This is a genomic window from Epibacterium sp. HA2-3, assembly GCF_055693725.2.
This window is the reverse complement of the sequence record NZ_CM172490.1, coordinates 70,859-85,261: the sequence shown is the minus strand read 5'-3', so window position 1 is coordinate 85,261 and position 14,403 is coordinate 70,859. Positions and strand designations below refer to the sequence as shown.

Sequence of the window (14,403 nt, the reverse complement as noted above, 5' to 3'; positions counted from 1 at the left end):
TCCACTCTAACCTTATGAAGGAGACCCCGATGTCGATCACTGCAGAAGAAAAAACACGCCTGATGAAAGAATTCGCGACCAAAGAGGGCGACACCGGTTCTCCGGAAGTCCAGGTCGCAATCCTGACCTCGCGCATCAACACGCTCACCGAGCACTTCAAAACCCACAAAAAAGACAACCACGGCCGCCGTGGTCTTCTGAAAATGGTTGCTCAGCGCCGTAAGCTGCTGGACTACCTGAAGGGCAAAGAAGAAGCGCGCTATCAGGACCTGATCAAGAAACTGGGCATCCGTCGCTAAGACGCCGCTCAGGACTTCGGTCAAGGAACGCCCGCCCCACCTTGGGAGCGGGCGTTTTTTTATGCGCGGCGTCTGATTTTGACCCGCGGTGCGCAGCAAGGGTCTTGCCTCTTTTTGCGCATCATGATTGTTATTTTATAACATATCACACAGGAGTCGCAGATGCCCGATCCCCGCCTTCCCGTCACCGTCCTCTCTGGCTTCCTCGGCGCAGGGAAGACCACGCTTTTAAACCGCATCCTGAACAACCGCGAAGGCCGGCGCGTTGCGGTGATTGTGAACGATATGAGCGAGGTCAACATCGACGCGGATCTGGTGCGCGAGGGCGGTGCTGACCTCAGCCAGACCGAAGAAACGCTGGTGGAAATGTCCAACGGCTGCATCTGCTGCACCCTGCGCGATGACCTTCTGGCCGAGGTGCGCCGTCTCGCTGCTGAGAACCGCTTTGACTATTTGCTGATCGAGTCCACCGGGATCTCGGAGCCGCTGCCGGTCGCTGCAACCTTTGATTTTCGCGATGCCGAAGGCGAGAGCCTCTCAGATGTGGCGCGTCTGGACACGATGGTCACGGTGGTCGACGCGGTGAACCTGCTGAACGATTTTGCCAGCCACGACCTGCTGGCGGACCGGGGCGAGACGCTGGGCGAAGAAGACGAGCGCACCCTGGTGCATCTGCTGACCGACCAAATCGAATTTGCCGATGTGGTTGTGCTTAACAAGGTGAGCCTCGCCAGCGCCGAGCAAGTGGACGCGGCACGCAAGATCATTCGCAGCCTCAACGCAGATGCCGAGATCACCGAGACCGATTTCAGCGAGGTGTCTGCCGACAAGATCCTCGACACCAAGCTCTTTGATTTTGAAAAGGCGCACGAACACCCGATGTGGGCGAAGGAGCTTTATGGCTTTGCCGATCATGTGCCGGAGACCGAAGAATACGGCATCGCGTCCTTTGTATATCGCGCACGGGCGCCGTTTGATCCCAGCAAATTGCACGCGGTGCTGAACGGCAATCTGCCCGGGGTAATCCGCGCCAAGGGGCATTTCTGGGTTGCGACCCGCCCCGAGTGGGTGGCGGAATTCTCGCTTGCGGGGGCGCTATCAAGCGTGGCGCCCTTGGGGACATGGTGGGCATCCGTTCCTGCCGAACGCTGGCCCACCCACCAGCAGGCGCGCGACTATATACAGGCGCATTGGCAGGAGCCCTTTGGCGATCGCCGTCAGGAATTGGTTTTCATCGGCGCGGGCATCGACTGGCCCGTCCTGAAGGCCACGCTGGATGCCTGCCTGATCCCCGAAGCAACGGCCGAGACTCTGCAGGACTATGCGGATCTGGACGATCCCTTCCCGCTGTGGCGGCGGGCCGATCAGGCCGCATGATCATGAGACGGCAACAGAGAAACGCCAACCGGGGCGCGGTCGCTTTGCCGACCCGCACCCGACGCGAGGATCCGATGGCCGCTTATGATCGCCTGCCCGCCCCCCTGCGGGCCTGGCTGCGCGAGGCGGCTTTGCCGTGGTCGGCGCAGTCCTGTCGCCGGATCTGGCAGGCTGCCACCCGCGAAGGGCTCAGCCCCGACGCGGCGCTGGCGCGGCTGGATGCCGCCGAGCGCAAAACACTCGAACGGGGCGTGCGCAGCTGACCGATTGCTGCGCGGCGTCAGCGAACACTTTCTTTCTGCGCGAAACTGCTGTATGGGCGGAAGTATCTGAGACGATGTGCCCAGACCCCGGCACGCGAAAGAAAGATAGCATAAGGGTCGGCGGCAATGGGGCCGCCACGCAATTAGGAGACCCGGGATACGCCTGGGAGCGCTCCGACTTAGGATACGATAGATGTTCAACGTAACGACGAAAACAATGCAGTGGGGCGAAGAAACGCTCACACTGGAAACCGGCAAGGTTGCGCGCCAGGCAGATGGCACCGTGATCGCGACCCTCGGCGAAACCTCGGTCATGGCCAACGTGACCTACGCCCGCGAACAAAAGCCCGGTCAGGATTTCTTTCCGCTGACCGTGCATTACCAGGAAAAATACTACGCCGCCGGTAAAATTCCGGGCGGCTTTTTCAAACGTGAAGCGCGTCCGACTGAAAAAGAGACGCTGACTGCACGTCTGATCGACCGCCCGATCCGCCCGCTGTTCGTTCCCGGCTTCAAAAACGAAGTTCTGGTGATGTGCACCGTGCTGTCCCACGATCTGGTCAATGACCCCGACATCGTCGCGATGATCGCCGCCTCCGCCGCGCTGACCATCTCTGGCGTGCCGTTCATGGGTCCGATCGCGGGTGCACGCGTCGGTTACGAGGATGGCGAGTACATCCTGAACCCGACCGTCGACGACATGCAGGATCTGCGCCTCAACCCCGAGCAGCGTCTGGACCTTGTTGTTGCAGGCACCAAAGACGCCGTGATGATGGTCGAGTCCGAAGCTTACGAGCTGACCGAAGAAGAAATGCTCGGCGCTGTGACCTTCGCACACGAGCAAATCCAGCCGGTCATCGATCTGATCGTCTCGCTCGCGGAAGAAACCGCAAAAGAGCCCTTCGACTTCACGCCGCCGGATTACTCCGACCTCTATGCTGCCGTTAAAGCAGCGGGCGAAGAGAAGATGCGCGCAGCCTATGCGATCTCTGACAAGCAGGAACGCGTTGCTGCCGTTGGCGCCGCCAAAGAAGAGATCATCGCATCTCTGACCGAAGAGCAGCAGGAAGACGGCAACCTCGGCTCTGCGCTGAAAAAGCTCGAATCTGTTGTTCTGCGGGGCGACGTTGTGAAAAACGGTCGCCGCATCGACGGTCGTGCCCTGGATCAGGTCCGCGCGATCGAGTGCCAGACCGGCCTTCTGCCGCGGACACACGGGTCTGCGCTGTTCACCCGTGGTGAAACGCAGGGTCTCGTGGTGACCACGCTCGGCACCGGCGACGATGAGCAGTTCATCGACGCGCTGCACGGCAACTTCAAATCGAACTTCCTGCTGCACTACAACTTCCCGCCCTACTCGGTTGGTGAAGTGGGCCGCGTGGGCTCCCCGGGTCGTCGTGAAATCGGCCACGGCAAGCTCGCATGGCGCGCGCTGCAGGCGGTTCTGCCGGCTCCGACCGACTTCCCCTACACCATCCGCGTGGTCTCTGAGATCACCGAATCGAACGGCTCTTCCTCCATGGCTTCGGTCTGTGGTGGCTCGCTCTCGATGATGGACGCAGGTGTGCCGCTGAAAGCACCGGTTGCCGGTGTCGCCATGGGCCTCGTGCTCGAAGAGGACGGCTCCTACGGCATCCTGACCGACATCCTTGGTGACGAGGATCACCTCGGCGACATGGACTTCAAGGTTGCGGGTACCGAAGCAGGCATCACCTCCTTGCAGATGGACATCAAGGTTGCAGGCATCACGCCTGAAATCATGAAAAACGCGCTGGCTCAGGCCAAAGCGGGCCGCCTGCACATCCTTGGTGAGATGGCCAAATCGCTGACCGAAGCCTCCGAGTTCTCGCAGCACGCACCGCGCATCGAGACCATGCAGGTTCCGACCGACAAGATCCGCGAAGTGATCGGTTCCGGCGGTAAGGTCATCCGCGAGATCGTCGAAGTCTCCGGTGCCAAGGTCGACATCAACGACGACGGCGTGATCAAGATTGCCTCCGCCAACGGCGAAGCGATCCAGAAGGCCTATGACATGATCCACGCGATCGTGGCAGAGCCGGAAGAAGGCGCGGTCTACACCGGTAAAGTTGTGAAGATCGTCGACTTCGGCGCCTTCGTGAACTTCTTTGGCAAGCGCGACGGTCTGGTGCATGTGTCCCAGATCGAAAACCGCCGCCTGAACCACCCCAGCGACGTGCTGAAGGAAGGTCAGGAAGTGAAAGTGAAACTCCTGGGCTTTGACGATCGCGGCAAGGTACGCCTGTCCATGAAAGTCGTGGATCAGGAAACCGGCGAAGAGATCGTCGCAGAGAAGAAAGAAGCAGAGTAAGATCTGTCCCACGACAATCTGATCTGACATAAGGTGCCCGGGAGCGACGTCTCCCGGGCATTTTTTATGGGCCGCGCTCTGCAAGCGCCGGAAAGGATTTTATGACCCGCGTCACGCTTGTCACGGTTGCCTATAATTCTGCGGCGGTGCTGCCGACCCTGCTGGCCTCAATCCCTGCGGGCGTGGACTGTATCGTGGTCGATAACGGATCGAAGGATCCGGGTGAAATTCGGGATCTTGCGCAAGCCCATGGCGCAGAATTCATTGCCTCAGAACGCAACATCGGCTTTGGCCGGGGCTGTAATCTCGGCGCGGCACAGGCGACAACGGAGTTCCTGTTTTTCGTCAATCCCGACGCCCAGCTTGCGCCCGGCGCGATCGAGGCGCTTCTGGAGGCCGCTGACGCGCACCCTGACGCCTGCGCCTTCAACCCCCGCCTGCGCGAGGGCAATGGCAAGGTCGCCTTTAAACGGCGCAGCAAACTCTTGCCCAAGGCGCAGTGGTTGCCGCGCGAGGCGGCTGACGCGGATTGCGAGCTACCCGTTTTGCAAGGCTCTGCGATTTTTGTGCGCCGCGCCGCGTTCGAAGCTGTTAAGGGCTTTGATCCGAAGATCTTTCTCTATCACGAGGATGACGACCTGAGCCTCCGGCTCCAGGCTGACTGTGGAGCGCTGCGGCTGGTGACAGGCTCTGAGGTGGTGCATCTCTTTGGCGAATCCACCGCGCGGTCACCGCGGACGGCGGCGCTCAAGGCCTGGTACATGGGTCAATCCCGTGTCTACGCCTGCCGCAAACACGGGATGCCCAACGCCTTTGGAAATGCCCTGATCGAAGCCCTGAGCAAGCTTCTGTCGCCACTCACCCTGCTGTCGGCGCGCAAACGGGCGAAACACCTGGCCTTTCTGCGTGGGGTTTTGGCCGCACGTCAATGTGCGGACGCGCTCAAGCCCTTTGACGCACGCTAGAGCCCCACGTTGCCTTGGCATCTCGAACAGGCTAATCACCGGCGCATATTGAGCTGAAAGTGGGTTTTTGATGTCGCTGCCTCTATGGAAGATCAAACGCGAGCTGAAGCGTCAAGGCAGGCAGCTAAAGAACATTGGGCCTCGTCTTGCGAGCCTTTTGTTTTCGCGGACCTATTATGATCTATTCCTTTCTGGAAAGAAGACCGTCACCGAAGGTCAGATCCCCAAGGGTCCAAAGGTCGCGGTCTACCTGATCTTTCCGAGTTCCGGCATTCTCGGGTCTCATATCGAGGCGCTGCGGTATCTTGCACAGAACGGATACGCGCCCGTCGTGGTCTCAAACCTGCCCCTTGATGAGGGCGACCTTGAACACCTGCGCGCCCATGCGCATCTCGTCATCCAGCGTCCGAACTATGGCTATGATTTTGGCGGCTACCGCGATGGTGTTCTTGAGGTCGCCGCGCGTCACACAAGCGTGGAGCGTTTTGTCCTGCTCAACGATTCTGCCTGGTTCCCCTTGCCTGGGTCGCGCAATTGGCTGGCCGATGCCGAAGCGCTGGAGCTGGATTTCGTGGGTGCGGCGACGAACTATGGCCACACGCGGGTCGATCCGAAGAATTTCCGGGACATCCGCTGGCACTATTCCAGCAATCACCGCAACTTTCACTACTGCTCCTTCGCTTTGATGATGAGCGGGAAGCTGTTCAACGATAAGCGGTTTCAGCGCTTCTGGAAGAGCTTTCCGCTCACCAATGACAAGACCGTCACGGTCAGGCGGGGCGAGATTGGCCTCACGAAATGGGTCATCCAGCAAGGTTTCTCGCATGGCTCTACGCTCGATATTGCCGCGCTTGATCAAAGGCTGGCTGAATATGGCATAGATGAGCTGCGCGCGATTGCCGCGCAGACCCTGATGCCGCAGAGCCCCTCGATGAAAGAGGTCCTGGAAGACACCGTCCGCTCGGCAGAGAGCAAAGAAGATTTGGTCAACGTGATCCTGACTGCGATCGCGAGGAAAGGCATCAGCTATGCGCAACCTCGTCTGATCCACCGTGACTACGGGTTCGCGTTCCTCAAGAAATCGCCGCTTTGGCTGGATGAGGATGCCTCAAACCTGACCCTTGCCTTCACCCGCGACCTTGAGGGAGAATTTGGCAAAGTCCTGCAGGCTGAGGCATTGGACCTGCGCCGGACAAGAGCGGCGGAATTTGCACCCGCCCCGGACTGAGCCGCCTCCCTCGCGACGACCTGCAGGCAAAAAAGCCACCGCAAGAAGTGCGGTGGCTTTGATCTTTGGTGCGCAATGCGCGTTTACTCTGGCGCTTTGGTTTTGCGCAGGTAAGGGAAGATCGTTTCAAACTCGCCGAACTTGGCTTTGGCGTCCTCGTTGGAAACGGTCGGCGGGATGATCACGTCTTCGCCGGGCACCCAGTTTGCGGGGGTTGCAACGCCCTTGCCAGACATCTGCAGACCGTCCAGCGCGCGCAGGATCTCGGCAAAGTTTCGGCCCACGGTCATCGGATAGGTCATGGAAAGCTTCAGCTGCTTGTCGGGACCGATGATAAAGACAGAGCGAACCGTAGCGCTGTCGGCAGGGGTACGGCCGTCGGGCAGATAGGCCTCGGCCGGGAGCATGTCGAAGGCTTTGGAAACCGCAAGACCCTCATCGGCAATGATCGGGAAACCGGCCGGGGCATTGCCGTAGCTCTCGATGTCGCCCTTCCATTTCTTGTGATCCTCAACACCGTCAACGGAGACGCCGATCACTTTGGTATTGCGCTTTGCCCACTCTTCCGAGAGCTGCGCAACGGCAGAGAATTCGGTGGTGCAGACAGGGGTGAAGTCCTTTGGATGCGAGAACAGGATGGCCCAGCTGTCGCCAATCCAATCGTGAAAAGTGATGGTGCCCTGATCCGTCTCTGCGGTGAAATTCGGCACAACGTCGTTAATACGCAAACCCATTTGAGTACTCCTCTTGTCTGAAGTCGCGTGAATCGCTGCGGCAACCCTACTCTCTTTCGGCTTGGGTTAAAGGGCATTGCCCACACGCCTTTGAAATTGTCGCAGCCCCGACGTCAGGCGGCGAGACACCGCGCGATTTCAGAATTTGATCAAAAATCCGACTTGCCGCGCCGCACGCGCCCTGACACAGTGGCGCCAGATGGCCACCTATGGGCCAATTCCAAGCCTCGATCAGGGAGCATACCATGCTTGAGAAACGCGAATTCTACATCAATGGCCAGTGGGTTGAACCCTCGGCGGCCAATGACTGCGCCGTTATCGACCCCTCCACCGAAGAGCCCTGCACGGTGATCTCGCTCGGCAGTCAGGCCGACACCGATGCTGCCGTTGCCGCCGCCAAAGCCGCGCTGCCCGGCTGGATGGCAACGCCACCAGCAGAGCGCATCGCACTGGTGGAGAAGCTCGTCGAGATCTACAACCGTCGCGCAGAAGATCTGGCGCAGGCCATGTCCAGCGAGATGGGCGCCCCCATCGACATGTCGCGCTCCAGTCAGGTAGGCGCGGGCAGCTGGCACCTTAACGGTTTTATCGAGGCGGCAAAGAATTTCCAGTTCGAGCGCCCACTCGGCGATCATGCCCCCAACGATCGCATCATCTATGAGGCCGTAGGCGTTGCCGCGCTGATCACCCCGTGGAACTGGCCGATGAACCAGATCACGCTGAAGTTCGGCGCCGCTGCGATTGCGGGCTGCACCATGGTGCTGAAACCCTCCGAGCAGAGCCCGCTCAATGCGATGATCTTTGCCGAACTGGTGCACGAAGCCGGCTTCCCGCCCGGTGTTTTCAACCTCGTGAACGGCGATGGCGCGGGCGTGGGCACGCAACTGTCGTCGCATCCGGATGTGGACATGGTATCCTTTACCGGCTCGACCCGCGCGGGGACGGCGATCTCCAAGGCTGCGGCAGATACCCTGAAAAAGGTGCATCTGGAGCTGGGTGGCAAAGGCGCCAACCTCGTCTTTGAAGACGCCGATGAAAAGGCCGTGAAACGCGGCGTGCTGCATATGATGCAGAACACCGGTCAGAGCTGCAACGCACCGTCGCGGATGCTGGTCCAGAAGAGCATCTACGACCGCGTGGTTGAAGAGGCCGCTGCGGTTGCCAACAAGGTCGAGGTGGGCCCCGCCTCGCAAGAAGGCCGCCATATCGGCCCCGTCGTCAACGAACTGCAGTGGACCAAGATCCAGGATCTGATCCAGAAGGGCATTGACGAGGGCGCACGCCTTGTGGCCGGGGGCACCGGTCGCCCGGATGGTCTGAACAAGGGCTACTATGTGAAGCCCACGGTGTTTGCAGATGTAAACAACCAGATGACTATCGCGCGCGAGGAAATCTTTGGCCCGGTGATGGCAATCATCCCCTTCGAGACTGAAGAAGAAGCTGTCGAGATCGCCAATGACACCCCCTATGGCCTGACCAACTACGTGCAGACACAGGATGGGGCGCGTGCCAATCGTCTGGCGCGGGTGCTGCGCTCGGGCATGGTGGAAATGAACGGCAAATCCCGCAGCGCCGGGTCGCCGTTTGGCGGCATGAAACAGTCCGGCAACGGCCGTGAAGGCGGCGTCTGGGGGCTTGAGGACTTTATGGAAGTCAAAGCCGTGGGGGGCTGGACGCCCGACGCCTAAACGACAGACATCGCATCAGGAGCCGCCCTCTGGGGCGGCTCTTTTTGTTGGCACGACTACTGCGCTCTCCTTTTGTCTTCAAACCGTCACGCAAACTTGCAAAAGTAGCCCGAACATCTGGCATCCGCCGGGAGGGAGAATATGGATTTCCGCGCCGCATTGGGGCTTAGGGTGGCCAGCGATGCACCGCCGGATGACATTCGCCGGGCGATTGCGCGCTCGGACACTGCTGTTGTGCGCAGCCTTTGCCTGGTCCCGGATCCCGGTGTGATCTGCGGCAAGTTTTTGCGCTTGCAACGCTATTGCGCGCTCGAAATTCGGATGGCTGTTCAGGATGTCGGCGACCGGAGCCTACGACTCGCAATCGATCCAGCGGCATCTCAAGACCGCGTGGAAGAACAGCTCATTATCCTGCACGCACTGATGGAGCGCGCAGGGCTTCAGGTGCGAACCTCACGGCAGGGTGTCATTCACTGGCAGGATGCTCCACCGCTACCCGAGGTTGACACCGGAACCTCGCAGCGACTGACCGATCATCTGCATCACCTGATCGCAAGCGATCCGGCACGGGCGTGGCGTCTCGAGGAAACGGCAGCATGGCTTGGCCTCTCGACACGGAGCCTGCAACGCTACTTGCTGGCCGAAGGGGGGCGCTTCTCCGCAACCCTGCGCCATATGCGCACCAACCTCGCCTCCGACATGTTACGCAATAGCGACCAGAGCCTGGGCGAGATCGGGTTTTGTTGTGGCTACGCGGATCAGGCGCATTTTCAGCGGGAATTTCGCAAAGTCAGCGGTCAGACCCCAAGGCGATTTCGCAGCCAACCAAGGGAGAGCGTCAAAACGGCGCTTTGACCCGAAACTTTTGCGACGCGCCGCCTTCCGGATGCTTTAGCCGCAGCTCTTCGGAATGCAGCATCATGCGTGGGTGTTCCAACGCAGCCCCGCTTGCATAAAGCGGATCGCCCAGGATCGGATGACCAAGCGACTGCATATGCACGCGCAGCTGATGAGACCTACCCGTCTTGGGCGAAAGCCGCACGCGGGTTTCATCCTCGCCATAACTGATAACTTTCCAGTCCGTATGCGCGGGTTTGCCCGTCTCGTGACAGACCTTTTGCAGCGGGCGGTTCGGCCAATCCACGATCAGAGGCAGGTCCACCGTTCCCGAACGCGGCTCCAACCGGCCCGTTAGACGGGCGACATAGGCTTTCTTGGTCATCCGTTTTTCGAACTGCAAACCCAGATGGCGTTGCGCATGGGGCGTCATTGCAAAGACCATCACGCCGGAGGTGTCGCGATCCAGTCGATGCACCAAGAGCGCCTCGGGGAAGGCCGCCTGAATGCGCGCAATCAGGCAATCCGCCAAATGCGCGCCTTTGCCCGGCACGGACAACAGGCCAGCAGGCTTGTTGACCACAAGAAGCTGCGCGTCATGGTGCAGGATATCGAGCGGATCGCTCGGTGGACAATACTCGCTGGATACAGTCATGGGCGCTGCCTAGCGCCGCGCCGCCCCGGTGACAAGGCAAACCGTTGACCCAGAAAACTGGCGCACGGTCTTCTCAGGCTTCTCGTGGGGGCGCCGCATCGGTGAGCGCCTGGCGTCCCTTGCGCCGCATTTCGCGCAAAAGCGAAGTTGAATAGATCACAAGTGCGGCCCAGATCAACGGGAAGGCGACCATGCGCGCACCGCCAAATGGTTCCTTGAAGACAAAGACCGCAACCAGGAAAATCATAGTCGGCGCAATATATTGCAGGATCGCAATGGTGGAGAGTTTGAGAAGCTTGGCCCCATTGGCATAGATGATGAGCGGCACCGCGGTCACAACACCACAGCCCAAGAGCAAAAGCGTATCAAACCGCACGCTGGCAAAATGGCTTTGGCCGGTTGTGGTCAGATAAGCGATGTAGCCGATCGCAGGAATGGTGAGGATCAACACTTCCAGCAAAAAGCCCTGATTGGGCCCGATTGGCAGAGACTTCTTGAAGAACGCGTAAAAGCCCCAGGAAAATGTCAGCCCCAATGCGGCGAGCGGCAAACGACCAGCCTCCACCGTGAGAATGACAACGGCAAGCGTGGCAAGACCCACCGCAACCATCTGCGCACGGGTTAGCCGTTCCCCCAGCAACAGCGCCCCAAGCGCGATGGAGAAGAGCGGGTTGATGTAATAGCCGAGTGCGGCCTCCAGCGCGTAGCCTGCCCCCACTGACCAGACATAGATCCCCCAGTTGATCGAGACAAACGCCGCCGTGACACAGCCCATGCCGAGGACGCGCGGGCTCCGGAGCGCGGCCTTGAGATCCCCCATTCGGCCCAAGGCGAGCAGCAAGACTCCGGCAATGGGAACCGACCAGATCACCCGATGCGCAACAACTTCGGTGGGGGGAATATGGGCCAGCATCTTCATGTAGAGCGGCAGAAAGCCCCACATGATATAAGCCGTCAGCGCAAAAGCGAGGCCCTGAGGCGTGTCCACATTCTCTGGCTTCGTGCTCATGGACCGTCTCCCTCAACGCCGATTCGATACTCGCGCAATCTGCCCGCAACTGGTTAACTTACAAAGCAAAATCTAGCTGCGTCAGAACAGCCTAATGACAAAGGGTAAACACTCTCTGCGACGACCTGCGCATGAGCGGGATTTGCGGCGCTCAGGATTGTTGCGTCACGCCGTCGGCGATGTCGTAATAGTCTCCCTTCTCCGCCACGAAAATGTGCTTTTCCAACTTGAGCCCGGTTGGATTGTCGATCGCTCCGAGGGAGAAACTGATGGTGTCTTCGTCAGAGCGCTTCCAGAACAGAAACGAGCCACATGTCGCGCAAAAACCGCGCTTTGCCTCTGGGCTGGCGTTGTACCAGCTGACATCACCCGTGATGTGCAGCGCATCCTCGGTCACATGGGCCGAAGACCAAATCCCACCAGACTGACGGCGGCACTGGCTGCAATGGCACATGGAGGAAGCCTCGGGCCGTGCGGTGGTTTCAAACTGAATTTGACCGCAGAGACAGTGACCTTTGATCATAATCGTTCCTTTCAAATGTTTGCCACCTCAAGGCGCGGCGGTCGGGGTCGGCGCACTGCTCAGCCCGAGCAATACACCATAGATGATAAAGCAGACTCCAAGCAGGCGGCGAATCCAGACGTTGAACACCGCTGCCAGAGCCGCGCGACCCATGAGGGCGCCCAGGAGTGTGAACCCCGTATAACTCAGGGCCGTGAGGGTCAGCGCCGTTGGCATGATGACCAGCATCTGCGACCAGATGGGAACATCCGGTTGCACGAATTGCGAAAACGCCGCCAGATAACCCGCAACGCTTTTGGGGTTGATGGTGGCAACGGCGAGCGCATGGACATAGACGTGACGCGCAGGGCGTGCCGCAGCCGGGGCCGGTTTGGTAGCATTGCGCCAGCCCCTTATGCCCAGCGCAATCAGAAATCCTGCCCCGACCAGCTTGGCGATGAAAAACGCCGTGGGGGATGCGGCGATCAAGGCCGTCACACCCAGCGCCGAGAGGATCAAAAAGGCACACGCCTGCGTCAGGATCGCAAGAACGCCAAGCATCGCCTTGGCAAAGCCGAGGTTCATCCCGTTGGAAATACAGTTCACCGCATTTGGTCCCGGCGTGGTGACAAAAGCGATCCAGAACAGGGTGAAGATGATCCAGGCGTCAAAGCTCATGTGGTGAGGTGGCCGTCAGCTCTGCGATGGCAGGCGCCCGAAGACCGCATGGAGCAAGGTTTCCAGCGCGTCCTGGTCATCGCGATCAAAGGCGGCAGGTTGGTTGCTGTCGATGTCGAGAACCCCGATGACTTCGCCCGCCCTGTTGCGCACCGGAAGCACGATCTCAGACCGCGTCGACGACGAGCAGGCGATGTGGCCGGGAAAGGCGTCGACGTCATCGACCAGCTGGGTTTCGTTCAATCGCGCCGCTGCGCCGCAAACACCGCGTGCAAATGGGATCACCAGACAGCCATGCCCGCCCTGATAGGGACCGATCTTGAGCACTTCGGGTTCGGTGACGCGGTAAAAGCCGGTCCAGTCAAACCGGTCATCGGCGTGATGCAGCTCGCAGACGACGGTCGCCATCAGGGCCACCTCATCGGTTTCGCCCTCGGTCAGCGCCGCCACGACCTTGGAGAGATCCTCATAGTTTACCCGCATGGGATATTTGCCTTTTCAAAATTGAGCGACGTGCTCTCGCCGCCTCTGAGTAGATAAAAAGCGGCGCAAAATTTGCTCCGTCTTGATGATCGCAAGAGATCAGGCGCGTTCGATCGCGATGGCCGTGCCCTCACCGCCGCCGATGCAGATGGCGGCGATGCCCCGCTTGAGGCCGCGCTTTTCCAACGCATTCAGAAGCGTCACCATGATCCGCGCCCCAGAGGCCCCGATGGGGTGGCCAAGCGCGCAGGCACCGCCGTTGACGTTCACCTTTTCACGCGGGATGCCCATCTCGCGCATGAAGGCCATGGGCACAACGGCAAAGGCCTCGTTCACTTCCCAGAGGTCGACATCCTCCACATCCCAACCGATCTGCGCCATCAGCTTGCGTGCGGCTGGAACCGGGGCGGTGGTGAACCAGCCCGGCGCCTGTGCGTGGCTCGCGTGGCCAAGGATATGACCGCGCACCGAAAGCCCACGCGCGGCAGCGGCGGTCTCGGAGGCCAGTACCAGCGCCGCCGCCCCATCCGAGATCGACGAGGAGTTGGCTGCGGTGACCGTCCCCCCCTCGCGAAAGGCGGGCTTCAGGGTCGGGATCTTGTCGGGGCGGGCGGATTTGGGCTGCTCATCCGCATCTGTGACAACAGCGCCTTTGCGGGTTTTCACTGTAACTTCAGTCAGTTCACCTTCAAATGCGCCACTTTCCTGCGCCGCCAGAGCGTTTGACAGGGACCCCAGCGCAAAGGCGTCCTGCTCCTCGCGGCTGAACTGATAATGCTCTGCGCAGTCTTCGGCGAAAGTGCCCATCAGGCGCCCCTTGTCATAAGCATCCTCAAGCCCGTCGAGGAACATATGGTCAATGACCTGACCATGGCCGATCCGGGCGCCACCGCGCATCTTGGGCAGAAGATAGGGCGCGTTTGTCATGCTCTCCATACCGCCCGCAACCATCACATCGCTGTGCCCAAGCGCAATCTGATCATAGGCCACCATCGCCGCCTTCATGCCAGAGCCGCACATCTTGTTGAGCGTGGTGGCGGGAACCTCCTCGCCAAGACCGGCAGCAAATCCGGCCTGCCGTGCCGGCGCCTGACCCTGACCTGCTGGCAGAACGCATCCCATCAAGACCTCATCCACGGTTGTCGCACCGGCGCGTTCCAACGCTGCCTTGATGGCCGCGCCACCGAGATCCGCTGCGCTGACGCCGTCGTACATGCCCTGAAATCCACCCATCGGCGTTCGGGCTGCACCCGCGATAACGATCTTGGTCATTCCACCTTCTCCTCCAATTGTCGGCACTATCCATACTGAATAATAACATTTAAGATCTAGAGTGAGTTCCAAGAATGACGAGCC

At 60.0% G+C, this 14,403-nt stretch carries 15 protein-coding genes; 8 read left to right on the top strand and 7 right to left on the bottom strand.

What is annotated here, in order from left to right; genetic code table 11:
- Window positions 1-29 precede the first annotated feature (29 nt).
- The 6 genes from rpsO (at window position 30) to ACZ1HH_RS00375 (ending at window position 6,461) form a co-directional block, all read left to right on the top strand.
- Window positions 30-299: a 30S ribosomal protein S15 gene (rpsO, locus tag ACZ1HH_RS00400; protein WP_005607207.1), complete on the top strand. Its 270-nt coding sequence runs from the start codon at window positions 30-32 to the stop codon at window positions 297-299.
- A 162-nt stretch (window positions 300-461) separates the two neighbouring features.
- On the top strand, window positions 462-1,676 hold the full coding sequence (gene zigA / locus ACZ1HH_RS00395; protein WP_472637010.1) for a zinc metallochaperone GTPase ZigA: 1,215 nt from the start codon (window positions 462-464) through the stop codon (window positions 1,674-1,676).
- A 2-nt stretch (window positions 1,677-1,678) separates the two neighbouring features.
- Window positions 1,679-1,939 (top strand): DUF6525 family protein, encoded by a 261-nt coding sequence (locus tag ACZ1HH_RS00390; RefSeq protein ID WP_487320328.1) that lies wholly within the window; start codon window positions 1,679-1,681, stop codon window positions 1,937-1,939.
- A gap of 193 nt (window positions 1,940-2,132) precedes the next feature.
- On the top strand, window positions 2,133-4,268 hold the full coding sequence (pnp, locus tag ACZ1HH_RS00385; protein ID WP_011537449.1) for a polyribonucleotide nucleotidyltransferase: 2,136 nt from the start codon (window positions 2,133-2,135) through the stop codon (window positions 4,266-4,268).
- 101 nt (window positions 4,269-4,369) lie between these two features.
- Window positions 4,370-5,233 carry a glycosyltransferase family 2 protein gene (locus ACZ1HH_RS00380; RefSeq protein WP_472637008.1) on the top strand — a complete coding sequence of 288 codons (864 nt, stop codon included), beginning with the start codon at window positions 4,370-4,372 and terminating at the stop codon, window positions 5,231-5,233.
- A 70-nt stretch (window positions 5,234-5,303) separates the two neighbouring features.
- Complete coding sequence (locus tag ACZ1HH_RS00375) at window positions 5,304-6,461, top strand: rhamnan synthesis F family protein (protein ID WP_472637007.1); 1,158 nt, start codon at window positions 5,304-5,306, stop codon at window positions 6,459-6,461.
- 83 nt (window positions 6,462-6,544) lie between these two features.
- On the opposite strand, the gene ACZ1HH_RS00370 is transcribed toward ACZ1HH_RS00375, so the two are convergent.
- Window positions 6,545-7,195 carry a peroxiredoxin gene (locus ACZ1HH_RS00370; protein WP_011537446.1) on the bottom strand — a complete coding sequence of 217 codons (651 nt, stop codon included), beginning with the start codon at window positions 7,193-7,195 and terminating at the stop codon, window positions 6,545-6,547.
- A 245-nt stretch (window positions 7,196-7,440) separates the two neighbouring features.
- Here ACZ1HH_RS00370 and ACZ1HH_RS00365 point away from each other — a divergent pair, with 245 nt between their 5' ends.
- Complete coding sequence (locus ACZ1HH_RS00365; RefSeq protein WP_472637006.1) at window positions 7,441-8,883, top strand: aldehyde dehydrogenase family protein; 1,443 nt, start codon at window positions 7,441-7,443, stop codon at window positions 8,881-8,883.
- A gap of 141 nt (window positions 8,884-9,024) precedes the next feature.
- Window positions 9,025-9,738, top strand: a complete 714-nt coding sequence (locus ACZ1HH_RS00360) for a helix-turn-helix transcriptional regulator (protein ID WP_472637005.1) — start codon at window positions 9,025-9,027, stop codon at window positions 9,736-9,738.
- Here ACZ1HH_RS00360 and ACZ1HH_RS00355 read toward each other — a convergent pair.
- The 6 genes from ACZ1HH_RS00355 to ACZ1HH_RS00330 form a co-directional block, all read right to left on the bottom strand.
- A complete protein-coding gene (locus ACZ1HH_RS00355; RefSeq protein WP_416367694.1) occupies window positions 9,722-10,375 on the bottom strand; it encodes an RluA family pseudouridine synthase in 654 nt (217 codons plus the stop codon). The two genes, ACZ1HH_RS00360 and ACZ1HH_RS00355, sit on opposite strands and share 17 nt — an antisense overlap.
- Before the next feature lie 73 nt (window positions 10,376-10,448).
- Window positions 10,449-11,384, bottom strand: a complete 936-nt coding sequence (gene rarD, locus ACZ1HH_RS00350) for an EamA family transporter RarD (protein ID WP_416367693.1) — start codon at window positions 11,382-11,384, stop codon at window positions 10,449-10,451.
- 151 nt (window positions 11,385-11,535) lie between these two features.
- Window positions 11,536-11,907 (bottom strand): GFA family protein, encoded by a 372-nt coding sequence (locus ACZ1HH_RS00345; protein WP_416367692.1) that lies wholly within the window; start codon window positions 11,905-11,907, stop codon window positions 11,536-11,538.
- 27 nt (window positions 11,908-11,934) lie between these two features.
- A complete protein-coding gene (locus tag ACZ1HH_RS00340) occupies window positions 11,935-12,564 on the bottom strand; it encodes a LysE family translocator (protein ID WP_416367691.1) in 630 nt (209 codons plus the stop codon).
- A 15-nt stretch (window positions 12,565-12,579) separates the two neighbouring features.
- Window positions 12,580-13,047: a GAF domain-containing protein gene (locus tag ACZ1HH_RS00335; protein WP_168610168.1), complete on the bottom strand. Its 468-nt coding sequence runs from the start codon at window positions 13,045-13,047 to the stop codon at window positions 12,580-12,582.
- Between the two features lie 99 nt (window positions 13,048-13,146).
- The gene (locus ACZ1HH_RS00330; protein WP_487320327.1) at window positions 13,147-14,319 is read right to left on the bottom strand and encodes a thiolase family protein; all 1,173 of its coding nucleotides are present in this window, start codon (window positions 14,317-14,319) and stop codon (window positions 13,147-13,149) included.
- Window positions 14,320-14,403: the final 84 nt, after the last annotated feature.

Excerpts from the sequence above, each read along its gene's own strand:
- ACZ1HH_RS00365 (WP_472637006.1), top strand. The coding sequence starts at position 7,441 with ATGCTTGAGAAACGCGAATTCTACATCAATGGCCAGTGGGTTGAACCC.
- ACZ1HH_RS00345 (WP_416367692.1), bottom strand. The coding sequence starts at position 11,907 with ATGATCAAAGGTCACTGTCTCTGCGGTCAAATTCAGTTTGAAACCACC.
- ACZ1HH_RS00335 (WP_168610168.1), bottom strand. The coding sequence starts at position 13,047 with ATGCGGGTAAACTATGAGGATCTCTCCAAGGTCGTGGCGGCGCTGACC.
- ACZ1HH_RS00390 (WP_487320328.1), top strand. The coding sequence starts at position 1,679 with ATGAGACGGCAACAGAGAAACGCCAACCGGGGCGCGGTCGCTTTGCCG.
- ACZ1HH_RS00380 (WP_472637008.1), top strand. The coding sequence starts at position 4,370 with ATGACCCGCGTCACGCTTGTCACGGTTGCCTATAATTCTGCGGCGGTG.
- pnp (WP_011537449.1), top strand. The coding sequence starts at position 2,133 with ATGTTCAACGTAACGACGAAAACAATGCAGTGGGGCGAAGAAACGCTC.
- ACZ1HH_RS00360 (WP_472637005.1), top strand. The coding sequence starts at position 9,025 with ATGGATTTCCGCGCCGCATTGGGGCTTAGGGTGGCCAGCGATGCACCG.
- ACZ1HH_RS00355 (WP_416367694.1), bottom strand. The coding sequence starts at position 10,375 with ATGACTGTATCCAGCGAGTATTGTCCACCGAGCGATCCGCTCGATATC.
- ACZ1HH_RS00340 (WP_416367691.1), bottom strand. The coding sequence starts at position 12,564 with ATGAGCTTTGACGCCTGGATCATCTTCACCCTGTTCTGGATCGCTTTT.
- zigA (WP_472637010.1), top strand. The coding sequence starts at position 462 with ATGCCCGATCCCCGCCTTCCCGTCACCGTCCTCTCTGGCTTCCTCGGC.
- ACZ1HH_RS00375 (WP_472637007.1), top strand. The coding sequence starts at position 5,304 with ATGTCGCTGCCTCTATGGAAGATCAAACGCGAGCTGAAGCGTCAAGGC.
- rarD (WP_416367693.1), bottom strand. The coding sequence starts at position 11,384 with ATGAGCACGAAGCCAGAGAATGTGGACACGCCTCAGGGCCTCGCTTTT.
- ACZ1HH_RS00330 (WP_487320327.1), bottom strand. The coding sequence starts at position 14,319 with ATGACCAAGATCGTTATCGCGGGTGCAGCCCGAACGCCGATGGGTGGA.
- ACZ1HH_RS00370 (WP_011537446.1), bottom strand. The coding sequence starts at position 7,195 with ATGGGTTTGCGTATTAACGACGTTGTGCCGAATTTCACCGCAGAGACG.
- rpsO (WP_005607207.1), top strand. The coding sequence starts at position 30 with ATGTCGATCACTGCAGAAGAAAAAACACGCCTGATGAAAGAATTCGCG.